This is a genomic window from Proteus sp. G4380, assembly GCF_963885725.1.
Classification (GTDB): Bacteria; Pseudomonadota; Gammaproteobacteria; order Enterobacterales; family Enterobacteriaceae; genus Proteus; species Proteus mirabilis.
In genome coordinates, this window is record NZ_CAWPAV010000152.1 from 1 (window position 1) to 14,586 (window position 14,586).

General features: G+C 38.8%; 13 protein-coding genes. 3 read left to right on the plus strand and 10 right to left on the minus strand.

Going from position 1 to position 14,586, the window contains the following annotated elements:
* The first annotated feature begins 42 nt into the window (after nt 1-42).
* Both AACU98_RS13670 and AACU98_RS13675 read left to right on the plus strand, forming a co-directional pair.
* The gene (locus AACU98_RS13670) at nt 43-1,095 is read left to right on the plus strand and encodes a linear amide C-N hydrolase (protein ID WP_004248170.1); all 1,053 of its coding nucleotides are present in this window, start codon (nt 43-45) and stop codon (nt 1,093-1,095) included.
* A gap of 275 nt (nt 1,096-1,370) precedes the next feature.
* Nucleotides 1,371-1,610: an Lpp/OprI family alanine-zipper lipoprotein gene (locus AACU98_RS13675; RefSeq protein ID WP_004248171.1), complete on the plus strand. Its 240-nt coding sequence runs from the start codon at nt 1,371-1,373 to the stop codon at nt 1,608-1,610.
* 103 nt (nt 1,611-1,713) lie between these two features.
* Here AACU98_RS13675 and AACU98_RS13680 read toward each other — a convergent pair whose 3' ends face one another.
* From AACU98_RS13680 to ydiJ, 10 genes are all read right to left on the minus strand, one after another.
* A complete protein-coding gene (locus AACU98_RS13680; RefSeq protein WP_004243156.1) occupies nt 1,714-2,631 on the minus strand; it encodes a L,D-transpeptidase family protein in 918 nt (305 codons plus the stop codon).
* A gap of 117 nt (nt 2,632-2,748) precedes the next feature.
* Nucleotides 2,749-3,177, minus strand: coding sequence for a cysteine desulfuration protein SufE (gene sufE, locus AACU98_RS13685; protein ID WP_004243158.1), 429 nt, complete (start codon nt 3,175-3,177; stop codon nt 2,749-2,751).
* A gap of 21 nt (nt 3,178-3,198) precedes the next feature.
* Entirely contained in the window at nt 3,199-4,440 is a 1,242-nt protein-coding gene (gene sufS / locus AACU98_RS13690) for a cysteine desulfurase SufS (RefSeq protein WP_004243160.1), read from the minus strand.
* A gap of 6 nt (nt 4,441-4,446) precedes the next feature.
* A complete protein-coding gene (sufD, locus tag AACU98_RS13695; protein WP_004243162.1) occupies nt 4,447-5,754 on the minus strand; it encodes a Fe-S cluster assembly protein SufD in 1,308 nt (435 codons plus the stop codon).
* Complete coding sequence (sufC, locus tag AACU98_RS13700) at nt 5,729-6,475, minus strand: Fe-S cluster assembly ATPase SufC (protein ID WP_004243163.1); 747 nt, start codon at nt 6,473-6,475, stop codon at nt 5,729-5,731. The genes sufD and sufC overlap by 26 nt, the downstream gene beginning before the upstream one ends.
* A 44-nt stretch (nt 6,476-6,519) precedes the next feature.
* Complete coding sequence (gene sufB, locus AACU98_RS13705; protein WP_004243165.1) at nt 6,520-8,016, minus strand: Fe-S cluster assembly protein SufB; 1,497 nt, start codon at nt 8,014-8,016, stop codon at nt 6,520-6,522.
* A gap of 17 nt (nt 8,017-8,033) precedes the next feature.
* On the minus strand, nt 8,034-8,402 hold the full coding sequence (sufA, locus tag AACU98_RS13710; RefSeq protein WP_004248176.1) for a Fe-S cluster assembly scaffold SufA: 369 nt from the start codon (nt 8,400-8,402) through the stop codon (nt 8,034-8,036).
* Nucleotides 8,403-8,809: 407 nt separating this feature from the next.
* On the minus strand, nt 8,810-9,421 hold the full coding sequence (locus tag AACU98_RS13715) for a hypothetical protein (RefSeq protein ID WP_004250977.1): 612 nt from the start codon (nt 9,419-9,421) through the stop codon (nt 8,810-8,812).
* A gap of 150 nt (nt 9,422-9,571) precedes the next feature.
* Complete coding sequence (locus tag AACU98_RS13720) at nt 9,572-9,985, minus strand: hotdog fold thioesterase (RefSeq protein WP_161734910.1); 414 nt, start codon at nt 9,983-9,985, stop codon at nt 9,572-9,574.
* Nucleotides 9,982-13,038 carry a D-2-hydroxyglutarate dehydrogenase YdiJ gene (gene ydiJ / locus AACU98_RS13725; RefSeq protein WP_004248177.1) on the minus strand — a complete coding sequence of 1,019 codons (3,057 nt, stop codon included), beginning with the start codon at nt 13,036-13,038 and terminating at the stop codon, nt 9,982-9,984. The genes AACU98_RS13720 and ydiJ overlap by 4 nt, the downstream gene beginning before the upstream one ends.
* Nucleotides 13,039-13,255: 217 nt before the next feature.
* Here ydiJ and ydiK point away from each other — a divergent pair, with 217 nt between their 5' ends.
* Entirely contained in the window at nt 13,256-14,368 is a 1,113-nt protein-coding gene (gene ydiK / locus AACU98_RS13730) for an AI-2E family transporter YdiK (protein WP_004243171.1), read from the plus strand.
* Nucleotides 14,369-14,586 lie beyond the last annotated feature (218 nt).

Genomic DNA, 14,586 nt, shown 5'->3' on the forward strand with positions numbered 1-14,586 from the left:
AATTATTTAATTTAGATTTGATTTAATAAGGAACAAAAAAAGATGATAGAAAATAACCGACACCCCTTCGCTTGCACAACACTTGCGATTACTGACAAGAAAAAACGTGTTTATCATGGTCGGACAATGGAGTTTTCTTCTGATGAGCCAACGTCTATCTTAGCTTATTATCCACAAGGTCATACTTTTCAGCAAAATGCCCCTGATGGAACCCCCGGATTAAAGTACAGCGTTAAATATCCTTTTATGGCTATTACCGCTCCTATTAACTTATCGGGTACCAAAGATGTACTTGAAGGTGTAAATAGTCAGGGACTCTCTTTTAGCTTAAATATGCTACCTAACTCTAAGTTAGATGATCTCGATCCCCAATATTACGCAAGCTCTGTTCCTATTGCTGCTATTGGTGAGTGGGCATTAGGACAATATGCGACGGTTAAAGAGTTAAAAGAGATTATCCCCCAAACCCATTTTTGGTCACAAAAGCTATTATTGTTACGTAACTTACCAAGCCCTTTCCATTACGCATTTTATGATAAAACCGGTGATTGTATTGTTGTCGAAGTCTCTGATGGTAAATTACATATTTATGATAATCCTACCTATTGCATGACCAATGGCCCTATTTTCCCGTGGCATTTAACTAATTTAAACAACTACACTCATCTTTCTAATATCAACGTTTCCAGTAGCACATTAGGTCGTATTAAAATCAACCAACCTGATAGTGGTATTGCATTAGCAACATTACCTAGCTCAGATACTTCTGTAGATAGATTTATTCGTGCAGTTTATTATTCAACCTATTACCACAAAGTTTCTGATCCTGATAAACAGCTTATTGAGCTTGCCCATATCATGAATCGCTTCGATCGCCCTAAAGATGCAACCATTGATCCACTATTAGGTAATGATACGCTAACTAAACTTCATACTAGTGAATTTTCTGTCTGGACGGCGCTAACTGATTTAGAACGGGGGATCTTTTTCTTCAGAGGCTACAACAACTTAAACTTTCAAAAGTTCACACTTGAGTCATTTAAAAATGAAAGTAGCGCGGTTTTTATTAAGGTCAATTTGGAAGAGGCATTGTAAAATGCTTTAGATAGAAACTAGATTAGTTTAGCACGGAGAAAAATTTTTTATATCAGACTTTTACGAATAAAAATCTTTTGTGAAATAACACGCATTTTTTATACTGGTTATTTGCTTGTTGTAGGTTATTTTTCATATTGTCATATAAAGAGTAAGTAGTTATAGCTAGTTATAAATAAATTCTGTATTTTCTTATAACTGTGCCATACTTACTAGTGGCTTCATACAAAATGCTACTTGTTCCTTTAAACAAACTAATAATAGAGGTTGTCACAATGAAAGCAAAAATTGTACTAGGTGCGGTAATTCTGGCTTCAGGCCTATTAGCAGGTTGTTCTTCTAGCAACAACGCACAATTAGACCAAATCTCTTCTGATGTAAACCGTTTAAATACGCAAGTTCAACAACTAAGTAGTGATGTTCAATCAGCTAACGCTCAAGCAAAAGCCGCTTATGATGAAGCAGCTCGTGCTAATCAGCGTCTAGATAACCAAGTAACTACTTATAAAAAATAATTTGACTGCTTAATAAGCTGAAAACGTTAAGTCAGCTTTAATTAATAATAAAAAGCAGATACCTATGAAGTATCTGCTTTTTTTCATCATTGAATATCTATCATCAATATGCGGTTACATCGACCGGTATACCTGAACGACGAATAATTTCTGCATCCACTTTTGCTTTATCCACTTTGCCACTTTCATACCAAGCCGTAAATTGTTTAGTAAACGTTAGGGGCATCGTCTGGGGATCGTCATCTTCATTTTGTGAGAGTGGTTGGTGCACTTCAATAAATTGCTTACCATCTGCAGTCTCAGTAAATTTAATTGGTTTATTGATCACTTGAACCCGACTGCCTTTGGGTACCACATTAAACAGTGTTTCAATATCATCAGGACGTAATCTAATACAGCCAGAACTCACTCTTAAGCCAATACCAAAATCGGCATTAGTACCATGAATAAGATACTCACCACGACTGTGTGCTAATCTTAACGCATATGCACCCATTGGATTATCTGGCCCTGCTGGTACCACTGCCGGTAACGTGATCCCCTTAGCCGCATAATTTTTACGAATATTGGCTGTCGGCGTCCAAGTCGGATCTTTAATCAATTGAGAAACAGATGTCACCATTTCAGGCGTTTCCCGCCCTAATTGGCCAATACCGATAGGATAGACATCAACGGTTCCCCCTTCTTTGGGATAGTAATAGAGGCGCAATTCTGCCAGATTAATGACAATACCTTTACGCACGGTATCAGGTAAGATCATCTGTAAGGGAATTTGTAGTGTTTTGCCCGCTTCGGGTAATAGAGGATCAATACCTGGGTTGGCTTCCATCATATTTAGCAAACCCACTTGATATTGTGCAGCGATCGTTTCTAAAGAACGTTTATCATCAGGAACGGTGTAAGAAACATTTTCCCCAATGATACGTGAACCATCCGTAGGTAGCAGGTATTCATGTGCATAAGTTAAGTGACTGCTCATCCCTAACAGCGATGCACCCAATAAGGTTAACCATTTCTTCATTGTTGATCTCGTGTGTTAGCAATAAAATAAACTGACTATTATCATGATAACATTCTCATCGTTATGATTATCATATAATAAGTCAGTTTAGAACATTAATATGGGATCGGGTAACATTTATGCTACAGTGTATTCCGAAAAGCGTTTCATTAACCGTGTTACCATAGCGTGTAACCCTTGAGTACGAGATGGCGTCAAATGACTTTCCAGTGCTAATGTCGAGAAATAGTGGTTAACATCAGTGGCGAGAGCTTGCTCTACCGTTTTACCTTGAAAAAGAATAATCACTAATGCCACTAATCCTTTAACAATACCCGCATCGCTATCACCGGCTAAGATCAGCTGTTTATGCTCATCTAATTCAACCGCTATCCAGACTTGGCTCTGACAACCTTCAATAAAATTAGCCGCCGTTCTTTGTTCATCTGTTAATGGTGGTAAGCGTTCTCCTAGCTCCATCATATAGAGATAGCGTTGCTCCCAATCCTGACAACGAGAAAAATTGCGTAATAATTTTGCTTCATCAGGCAAAGCCGCAATTGCCATGAATAACCTCTTTTTTAATTGTTAGCCTAATAGTTTTTCAATGCGTAACAACGCATTAACCAGTGCATCAATATCCGCTTTATTATTGTATAATCCCAACGAAGCGCGACACATGGCAGGAACCTGATAATAGTCCATAATTGGCATCGCACAGTGATGACCCGTACGAATAGCAATACCATAGTTATCAAGAAAAGTTCCCACATCATAAGCGTGATGCTTACCTAAATTAAATGCTATCACACCTTGACGCGCTTCATTACCATAAAGCGTTAATGATTTTACTTTGGTTAATTGTTGTTGTGCATATTGCATTAAGCTATTTTCATATGCAGCAATCTTATCCATACCAAATTGAGCAAGATATTCCAATGCTGCCCCTAAGCCAATGATACCGATAATATTAGGCGTTCCAGCTTCAAATCGCCACGGCGCATCCGCGTAGGTAATATCACCATTGATATGCACATGTTTTATCATAGCGCCACCCCCTTCCCATGGAGGTAATTCATCAAGTAGCGCTTTTTTGCCATATAGCAAACCAATCCCTGTCGGACCATAAAGTTTATGGCCACTACATACAAAAAAATCACAATCTAACGCACTAACATTGATAGCTTGATGCATCGCACTTTGTGCCCCATCAACTAAAATATGTAACTCGCCCCCTTGCTGAGCCGAATACTCTCTAGCTTGGCAAATAATTTCAGCAATAGGATTGACGGTTCCCAGTACATTAGACTGATGAGTGATCGCCAGTAACTTAGTTCTGTTATCAATTAATTGGGGTAATTGCGCTAAATCGAGTTGCCCATTAGCAAGCAGAGGAATAACACGGACATGAAAACCATACTGTTTTGCTAACATATACCACGGCACTATATTCGCGTGGTGTTCCATTTCAGTAATGATAATGTTATCACCATCATTTAGGAAACGATGGCTATAACTGTAAGCGACTAAATTGATCCCTTCTGTCGTTCCTTTTACAAAAACGATTTCTTCTTCGCTCTTTGCACCTAAGAAATGTGCTGCTTGCTTTCGAACATTCTCCACTAAGGTGGTGGCGTTTGCACTTAATGTGTGAATGCCGCGGTGAACCGCGGCATATTGTGTTAAGGCAAACTGTTTTTCACGCTCCATGACACAAGCGGGTTTTTGCGCACTTGCGGCACTGTCGAGATAGACTAAAGGTTTTTCTTTCACTTGCTGGGAAAGAATAGGAAAGTCATCCCGCGCTTTTTCAATGGAATGTGTCATCATGCCTTTTTATACCTCTGATAAGCGTTGATTTATTCTCTCTAGAACATGAGTTTTGATCACACTATTTTCTAATGATTCTGTTAATTCGGCAGCAAATGCATGAATGATCATTTTGCGAGCTTCACTTAACGCAATACCTCGTGAACGTAGATAAAATAGTTGCTCATCATCAATACGCCCAACCGTTGCACCATGACTACATTTCACATCATCAGCATAGATCTCAAGTTGTGGCTTAGTATCAATTTGTGCTTTATCACCTAATAACAAGTTGTTATTGGTCATTTGACCATCTGTTTTCAGCGCTTGAGGGGTGACTGTGATCATGCCATTAAATACGGCTTTCCCTGCATCCATTGCAATACTTTTATGTAATTGACGGCTTAGGCAATTTTTCTCACCATGCACGAGCCAAGTACGAGTATCGGCAATTTCGTTCGCTTTGGGTAATACCACACTATTCATTGATAGCTCACTGTTCTCACCCGTCAGTGCAGCGCTAGTATGATGACGACTCAGTTTATTCCCCAACAAGAATGCATAACTATTAACACGAGCATCTCGTCCAATGCTTAAATCGTTATGGGCAAAATGTTGGCTAATGCCATTTTCAAAACCAAGTTTAATATGGTTGAACGAGGCATTATCACCAATAGTGGCGGTTAATCTCGCCCCGGTAAAATGACGGTTTTCACCATCACTACTAATATAGTGTTCAATCACTTGCATCTGAGCATTAGCGCCAACATCAAGATGGAAACGATAGTTAGCACTGTTAACTTCTTGCCCTGCATGACCTTGTGTAATATTAAGGATATAAAGCGGTTTATCTGCCACTACGCCTTTTTTCAAGGTAATGAATAGCGGCTGTTGCGCTAAACTTTCAACTAAATGCAAGAACACTTCACCATTAATGGCTTGCGGTAATTCACTTTGGTTATCCAGTAATGTCACTTGGTATGGACCAAAATCTTGACTACTTTCAGCCGGTGAAAATGCACCATTAACCATCACGATACGGTAGCAATCAAATGAGAGCGCCCGTTGCTCAATTAAATCTTGTACCTCAAAAGGTGGCAACATTTGATATTGCTGACTGAGCGTCTCATCTAATGGCGTATAATGCCAATCTTCGTGTCGATAAGCTGGAAAACCCACTTTTTCCACTTGTAGCCAGTGATTACGTGCATTTAAATTATCTTCCCCTTTACGCTGTTGATATAGCGCAGAGAATTGTTTTAATGCCTGTTGATTACGCTGTTCTACTTGATGCTGTTTTTCACGTTTCTCATTGAGGGTCAATAAGCCAGCCATAACCTTGTTCCTCCAATTTTTGTGCTAATGAAAAATCACCTGATTTAATGATTTTTCCTTGGTAAAGCACATGCACATAATCAGGTTTAATATAATCAAGGATACGTTGATAGTGAGTCACCACGATAAAGGCGCGTTTACCATCACGTAAGCTATTGACACCATTAGCGACAATTTTTAACGCATCGATATCAAGTCCTGAGTCGGTTTCATCTAAGATACACAGTTCAGGTTCAAGGGCAGCCATTTGCAAAATATCGTTACGTTTTTTCTCACCACCAGAAAAACCTACGTTAACAGAACGAGTTAACAAATCTTGAGGCATATCCAATAGTTTGATTTTATCTTCAATAAAATCTTCAAAATCAAAGCGATCTAACGGCTCTTGGCCTCGATATTCTCTTACCGCATTGACTGAGGATTGTAAGAAAAACTGGTTACTGACACCGGGGATCTCTACTGGGTATTGAAATGCCATAAAGATACCTTCACCCGCTCGCTCTTCAGGCTCTAATTCCAGTAGATCTTTGTTTTTAAAAGTCACACTACCTTCATCAACTTCATACTCTTCGCGACCTGCTAAGGTTGCGGATAATGTACTTTTACCTGAACCGTTTGGCCCCATGATAGCGTGCACTTCGCCGGCACGTACTTGCAAATCTAATCCTTTAAGAATTTCATTGCCTTCAACACTGACATGTAAATTTTTAATATCTAACATAATATATGCCTTCGGTATTTTTATACCCAGAATTTGGTTAATGGTTAACCAACGCTATGTTCTAAGCTGATTGCTAATAATTTTTGTGCTTCTACAGCAAATTCCAGCGGTAATTCTGAGAACACGTCCTTACAAAATCCATTGACAATCATTGAGATTGCATCGTCTTCACTTAATCCACGTTGACGGCAGTAAAATAACTGATCTTCACCAATACGTGACGTTGTCGCTTCATGCTCTAATTGTGCTGAGTTATTCATGACTTCAACATAAGGGAAGGTGTGAGCACCACACTCTGTGCCAATTAACATTGAGTCACATTGTGTGTAGTTACGTGCATTCTGCGCACCAGGTAACACTTTCACCAAACCGCGATAACTATTTTGACTTTTACCCGCAGAAATACCCTTAGAAATAATAGTTGATTTGGTATTTTTACCGATGTGGATCATCTTGGTTCCCGTGTCAGCTTGTTGGTTACCATTGGTCAGTGCCACTGAGAAAAATTCAGCCGTTGAATTATCTCCTTTTAAGATAACACTTGGGTATTTCCAAGTGATCGCTGAACCTGTTTCAGATTGAGTCCACGACATTTTAGCGTTCTCACCTTCACAAAGGGCACGCTTAGTGACGAAGTTAAGAATTCCGCCTTCGCTATCACCGCCAGAGAACCAGTTTTGTACCGTGGAATATTTCACTTCGGCATCTTTATGAATGATAACTTCAACAACGGCAGCATGCAGCTGATAGCTATCACGTACAGGTGCTGAACACCCTTCGATGTAACTGACGTAACTTCCTTCATCCGCAATTAAAATCGTACGTTCAAATTGGCCTGTTTGTGCCGCATTAATACGAAAATAGGTGGATAATTCCATAGGGCAGCGAACACCTTTAGGAATATAAACAAAGGTACCATCAGAAGCGACCGCCGCATTAAGTGCCGCAAAATAGTTATCGTGGCTAGAAACAACTGTACCTAAATATTGGCGTACTAATTCGGGATATTCTTGAATCGCTTCACCGAAGGAGCAGAAAATAACACCATGTTTAGCTAGCTCTTCACGATAAGTGGTAGAAACCGATACTGAGTCAAAAATAGCATCTACAGCCACTGACTGCCCTTCTCTTACTGGCACGCCTAACTGATTAAATGCGTCTTCAACTTCTTTAGTTAAATAATCTTGGGTTTCTTGTGTTGAGACTGCTTCATTGTTACCACTAGCACAACTGCCATTGGCACAACAAGCACCGCAAGATGGCGCTGAATAATAACTATAATCTTGATAATTCAGCGATGGATAATCTGCTTTTAGCCAATGAGGCTCTTCCATCTCTAGCCAATGACGATAAGCATCAAGACGAAACTCTAGCATCCACTCTGGCTCATTTCTTTTAGCTGAAATAGCTCGCACAACCGCTTCATTCAACCCTTTATCTAATGTATCGGTTGAGATATCGGTATAGAACCCTTCTTTATAGTGATGATCACTGAGCCAGCCTTGAACTTCATCACCAATTTCAACATTGCTCTGAGACATAATCTGACTTCACTATGTTATACCCCAAAGCTCTCACCACATCCGCAGACGTTCTGAGCTTTAGGATTATTAAATTTAAACATCTGATTAAGTCCTTCACGGACATAATCAACAACTAAACCATCAATGAATGGCATGGCTTTTAATGCAACAAATAACTTGGCGCCATTATGTTCATAGACAAGATCGTCCTCTGAGGGGCCTGCTGCAAGCTCAATAACATAACCATAGCCCGTACAACCTGATGGCTTAATACTTAAGGAAAGTCCCTGACTTTCAGGGTTTTTCTCCACTAATTGGCAAATATGTTTCGCTGCACTATCAGTCAGCACAATGCCTTGCCAAGCAGTATCATTTAGAGAAAAAGTTTCAACATTGTTTGTCATTACTGACCTCATTTCGAAAGGAGATTAATATCTTTCCTGACTCTAATGGTAATGATAACCCTTATCACTTCAACCCTGTCTTTTGAAAGGATATTATAAAATCGTTTAAAAATTGCTCTTTTTTTGCTTCTTAATTGTTAAATATAGCGCTTAATAAATTGAAATGTAACAATTTTTATCTTTTTTCATTACAAAAATAAAACTTTTTTAAATTCCTTTATTTCGCACAATACGCATAAAAGTTGCAAAGCAAATACATTTTATACCTTTGTCACTGAAATGTAGAGAAAAAGCATAAAAAATCAACAATTGATAATCGCAAAATATTTTCTTTTTATGCTTATACTGATAGGTAAGATAGCACCACTTTTGTGATAACTTCTTATTGTATTGTGTGCTTTTATGACTTATTGATTGATACTAATTGAGTTCACATACCTATTAGTGCAATCAATAACTTCTTGATTATTATTACTTTTATTTTCAGCAATAAATTGTAATTGCCATACACGATTTGTGTTAGTATCCGCAATTAATACCCCTTCATAGCTCACTTTCTGATTAGACAACTTTCCTTCAAAGAAAATTTGTCGAGCTGGCATTTCTGACACTGTGAAAGGCTTTATTGTTGTTGAAGTTTCTTTCATGCCATCAATAGTGGAAATATTATCAACGATACCCTGTGCTCCTGAATCAATATCATAGCTCATCATATCGTCAAGTTTAAAATAAACTAAACGAACTTCTGATAACTGACATACTGGTTTGGCTTGATAAACTAACATCTGTGATGTGGCATCTTGGACATGATCAGGTAATAATTGAAAATAGTGTTCTGTATCCTCTCTATTTAATGAGAATGAAGTTGGATACGCGATATTAAACCCCGACATAGTACGTACAGGATAATTTATTATCTCTTCACTCTTATTGTGAGTTGATTCGTTATCACATGCTGTAAGTAATAAACTACCGATTAAAATAAAAACGCTTTTATAATTTAGAATGGTTGATGTCATTTTTTCTTACTATTAATAATAATGAAGATAATAATTATCATTAAAATTTAAACTTAAATAAAGATAATTTTTTCACATGACCTCATTTCAATAAATAAAAAACGCCTAAAGTAAAATAATAACCTTAGGCGTTTATTATTGATTAACGAATTAAACAATAACCGCAGTTGTTAAACGTGAAATACAGACTTTACGGTCAGCGTCATCAAAAATTTCTATTGACCATACTTGATGTGTACGACCTAAATGAATAGGTTTACAGATACCTTTTACAACCCCTTCTTTTACTGCTCGCATATGGTTGGCATTAATTTCTAAACCCACCACTTTTTGTTCACCTTCGGTGCATAAATAGCCAGCAATTGACCCTAAGGTTTCAGCTAATACCACAGAGGCGCCACCATGTAATAAACCAAAAGGCTGTTTAGTACGCTGATCTACTGGCATGGTGCCTTCAAGATAATCCTCACCCAGTGCGGTGAGTTCTATACCAAGGTGCCCCACCATATTATTTGGGCTAATATGATTAAGTTGTCCTAATGTTGTTTTTCGTTTCCATATCATTGCATAATCTCCAAAAGCGCCTGTAGTGGATGTTTTAACTCAATATTATCAATACGTTTTACTTGGCTACGACAAGAATATCCGGTACTCAAGCAACGTGCTGTAGGGAGTGTTTTCAATGCATTTCCCCATGACAGTTGATAAATTCCCAATGAATTTTTATAGTTATTCACTTCATGCCCATAAGTGCCCGCCATACCACAGCACCCCGTAGTTACCACTTCAAGTGGTTGACCATAACGTTGGAATATCGCTTGCCACTGTTGCATACTTTGCGGTAATGCCGTTGACTCAGTACAATGACTAAAAAGATACCATTTTTCAGCATCTTCGCAGATCTCAATCGGCTCACTGACTAACTGATTTAGCCACTCATGAACCAGTTGAACCTTAAAGTTACCGCGTTTATCCCCTAATATCTCCCGATATTCATCGCGGTAGCAAAGGACTAAAGCGGGGTCGACTCCTACCATCGGAATGGACAACTGTGCAACTCGATTAAGCATCGTTGCTGTTTTTTGTGCAGTTTTACTAAATTGCTGTAAAAAGCCCTTAATATGCTGTGCTTTTCCGTTAGGTGAAAAAGGTAATAGCACAGGTTTAAAACCAATTTTTTCAATCAACTTAATAAAGTCAGCAACCACTTTGGCATCGTAATAACTGGTAAATGGATCTTGTACCACGATAACATAATGGCTTCGTTGCTTTTCTGATAACTGCTCTAACTCTTCCAAGGTCATCGCTAATGCGCTATGTCCAGCTAACTGCTGCTTTAATGTCGGAGATGACAATAGAGGCAGATCTACCATACCAATAGTACGTTTACTCAACGATTGCACCAATGGTTGCTTAATAAAGAAATTAAACAGACTTGGTACTTTTGCCATTAACGGTGTGGTGAGTTCGACATTTGCCACAATATGATCTTTTAGCGGACGTAGATAGCGTTGATGATATAACTGAGTAAATTTGGCTCTAAATGATGGCACGTCAATTTTAATCGGGCATTGTGTAGAGCACGCTTTACAAGCTAAACAACCATTCATTGCTATTTTTACCTCATGAGAGAAATCATATTCTCCACGTTTAGCTTTCCATGTATTGCGTGTTTTTTCAATCAATCCCCGTAAGCTAGGTTTGTTATTTGTAAGACTTGTTTCTAACTGCTGAGGGCTTACTCCTTGCTCTGTAAGTAGACGTAACCACTCTCTGACTAATGTCGCTCTGCCTTTAGGTGAATGAATACGTTGTCCAGTTATTTTCATAGAAGGACACATTGGACTTTTAACATCAAAGTTGAAACATAATCCATTACCATTACACTCTAATGCACCGCGAAAATCTTCGCGAACCGATACAGGAATGGTGCGATCAAATGTGCCACGTTTAATAGCATCGACCTGTTTCATTGGCGCCTCAACCTCGAGAGGAGGACATATTTTCCCTGGGTTAAGTCTATTTCGAGGATCGAACACCGTTTTTATTTGACGTAATTCGTGATAAAGGGTTTCGCCAAAGAATTCTGGACTATATTGCGCTCTAAAGCCTTTTCCATGCTCCCCCCATAGTAAGCCACCATATTTCGCCGTTAATGCAACAATCTCATCAGAAATGGTTTTCATGAGTTGTTCTTGTTGCGGATCACACATATCTAAAGCAGGTCTCACATGCAATACGCCAGCATCAACATGACCAAACATACCGTAATTGAGCTGATAACTATCAAGTAATGCCCTAAATTCAGTAATATAATCCGCTAAATGCTCTGGTGGCACACAGGTATCTTCAACAAAAGGAATGGGTTTAGCATGCCCTTTAGCATTACCTAATAGCCCTACTGCTTTTTTACGCATGGCATAAATACGGTTAATATCGGCGAGGTTATCACAAACCTGATAACCGATAACGCCCCCTTCGCCATTATTCATCAGCTTATCTAAGCGCTGACATAAATCTTCCACTTGTGAGGCAATCAGTGTTTTATCATCACCGGCAAACTCAACAATATTTAGCCCTTGCATATCTTTATCGGGCACATCCGTAATCAATGCATTAACGGAATGCCAGACAATATCTTCTCGAGCAAGGTTTAATACTTTGGAGTCAACAGTTTCAACAGAAAGCGCCTTTGCTTTTACTAAAAACGGCGCGTTACGCAATGCGGAATCAAATGAGTCATACTTCACATTCACTAAACTGCGCTGCTTTGGAATGGGGGTAATATCGAGTGTTGCCTCGGTAATAAAGGCCAAAGTCCCTTCTGAGCCGGTTAGAATACGCGTAAGATCAAAATGCTTCATGTCATCGCTAAACACATGGCGTAAATCATAGCCCGTTAAAAAGCGATTCAGTTTAGGGAATTTTTCGAGAATAAGCTGACGTTGTGCTTTGCAACGGGATAATACCGTTTGATATATCCGACCAACAGCAGAATCTTCTTTCGCAATAGTTTCAGCTAAAGCGCTGTCCATCGCGCGAGTTTCAAGCAATTCTCCGCCTAGCAAAACGGCTCTGACGCCTAATACATGATCGGAGGTTTTGCCATATACCATAGAGCCTTGCCCTGAAGCATCGGTATTGATCATTCCCCCTAATGTCGCACGATTACTGGTAGACAGTTCTGGCGCAAAAAAGAAACCATAGGGTTTTAAAAACAGATTAAGTTCATCTTTTATCACACCGGCTTCTACCTTTACCCATCGCTGTTCTGGGTTTATCTCAATAATACGTTTCATATAACGAGATAAATCCACCACGATACCCTCGGTTAACGCTTGACCATTAGTGCCGGTTCCGCCACCTCTTGGTGTCAAAGAGAGGGAATGAAAACGAGGTTCATCCACTAAACGTGCTACAATAGTCACATCCGCTGTAGAACGAGGAAAAATAACCGCCTGTGGTAGCAACTGATAAATACTGTTATCTGTTGCCATAGTGAGTCTATCGGCATAAGTGCTCGATATATCACCTGTAAAACCATTTTGTCGGAGTGTATTTAAAAATTCGGTTGTGAGTTCACTGACTTGCGGTGCTTGCGATATACGTGGGATCATTTGTTATAGCTCTTTAATCTAATTTATCCACATTGCTTTATTAAAACTATCTCAATGTATGCCAAGAGGTGCAATAATTTGAATTTGCACTTTCAGACCGATACCTGTTCACCTTATCATACAATTCTGGCAAATTGCGTAGTGACATAAACAACATGATATTTGCCATGTTTATTCATCTGCTTTTAGCATTTTATTCGTGTAGGGATTTAAAATCATGGAAAAACCGCAGATCCATACAGATATACCCAAAATTTTATTCACTGTTCTTTTTATTTCTTTTTTTATTATCGGTAGTTTTTGGATCCTGAATCCTTTTATCGTTGGTTTTATTTGGGCTGGCATGATAGTGGTTGCCACTTGGCCTTTACTCATTATTTTAGAAAAACGAGTAAAATATCGCTGGCTATCAACCATGATCATGATGATTTTAATATTACTGATTTTCGTCATTCCTATTATTTTGTTAATTAGTAGTGTTATTGACAACAGTGCTCCATTGATTGAACTAGCAAAATCACCTTCAGATATTCAACCACCACAACTGCTATGGTTGAAAGAGATCCCCATGGTTGGTAATACGCTCTATGAAACTTGGCACTCTATTCTCGTTTCTGGTGGTAATGCCTTAATGGCGAAGATCCAACCCTATATTGGACAAGCAGCAAATTGGTTCTTTGCACAAGCCTTAAATATTGGCCGTTTTGCGCTTCACTTAGTTGTCATGTTACTTTTTTCAGGATTACTCTTTTTACAAGGTGAAAATGTTGTTGCTTGGTTACGCCATTTTGCTGTGCGTCTTGCCGGACAACGGGGTGATGCAGCCATTTTATTAGCCTCCATGTCAATTCGCGCAGTGGCGCTGGGTGTGGTGTTAACTGCGCTGATCCAAGCCGTTATTGGTGGTATTGGCTTAGGTATTTCGGGTGTGCCTTATGCCACAGTGTTAACGGTATTGATGTTTATTTGCTGCCTTGCGCAATTAGGACCTTTGTTCGTTCTGGTTCCTTCTATTCTATGGCTATTTTGGACCGGTGATACTACATGGGGTATCGTCATGATCATTTGGGGTGGGATTGTGGCGACGATGGATGGTGTACTACGTCCATTCCTCATCAAAATGGGAGCTGACCTACCTATGGTACTGATTTTGACCGGTGTTATCGGTGGTATTTTAACACTCGGTATGATTGGTCTGTTTATTGGCCCTGTTGTATTAGCCGTAGCACACAGTTTATTGAATGCGTGGATCAATGAAGTTCCTAAACCCGATCCAGATTTAACAGAAACTGTAGAATTTATGAATAAAAACTTTATAGAAAAAGAGTAAATAATATAAAAGCATGTAAGTATCAACACTTACATGCTTTATAAGTATTACTTAAAACTTTAATAAAGATTATCAATTTATGAGTATTTTATTATTTTTATATCTTGAAATTTACAATTTGAAACAATTCTTATTTTTTTAAACCTGTTTGCTACCAGCGAGTTATATTCACTTCTTAATATCCTAATATTTTTTTGATTGAGATAATTCTTAGAGAA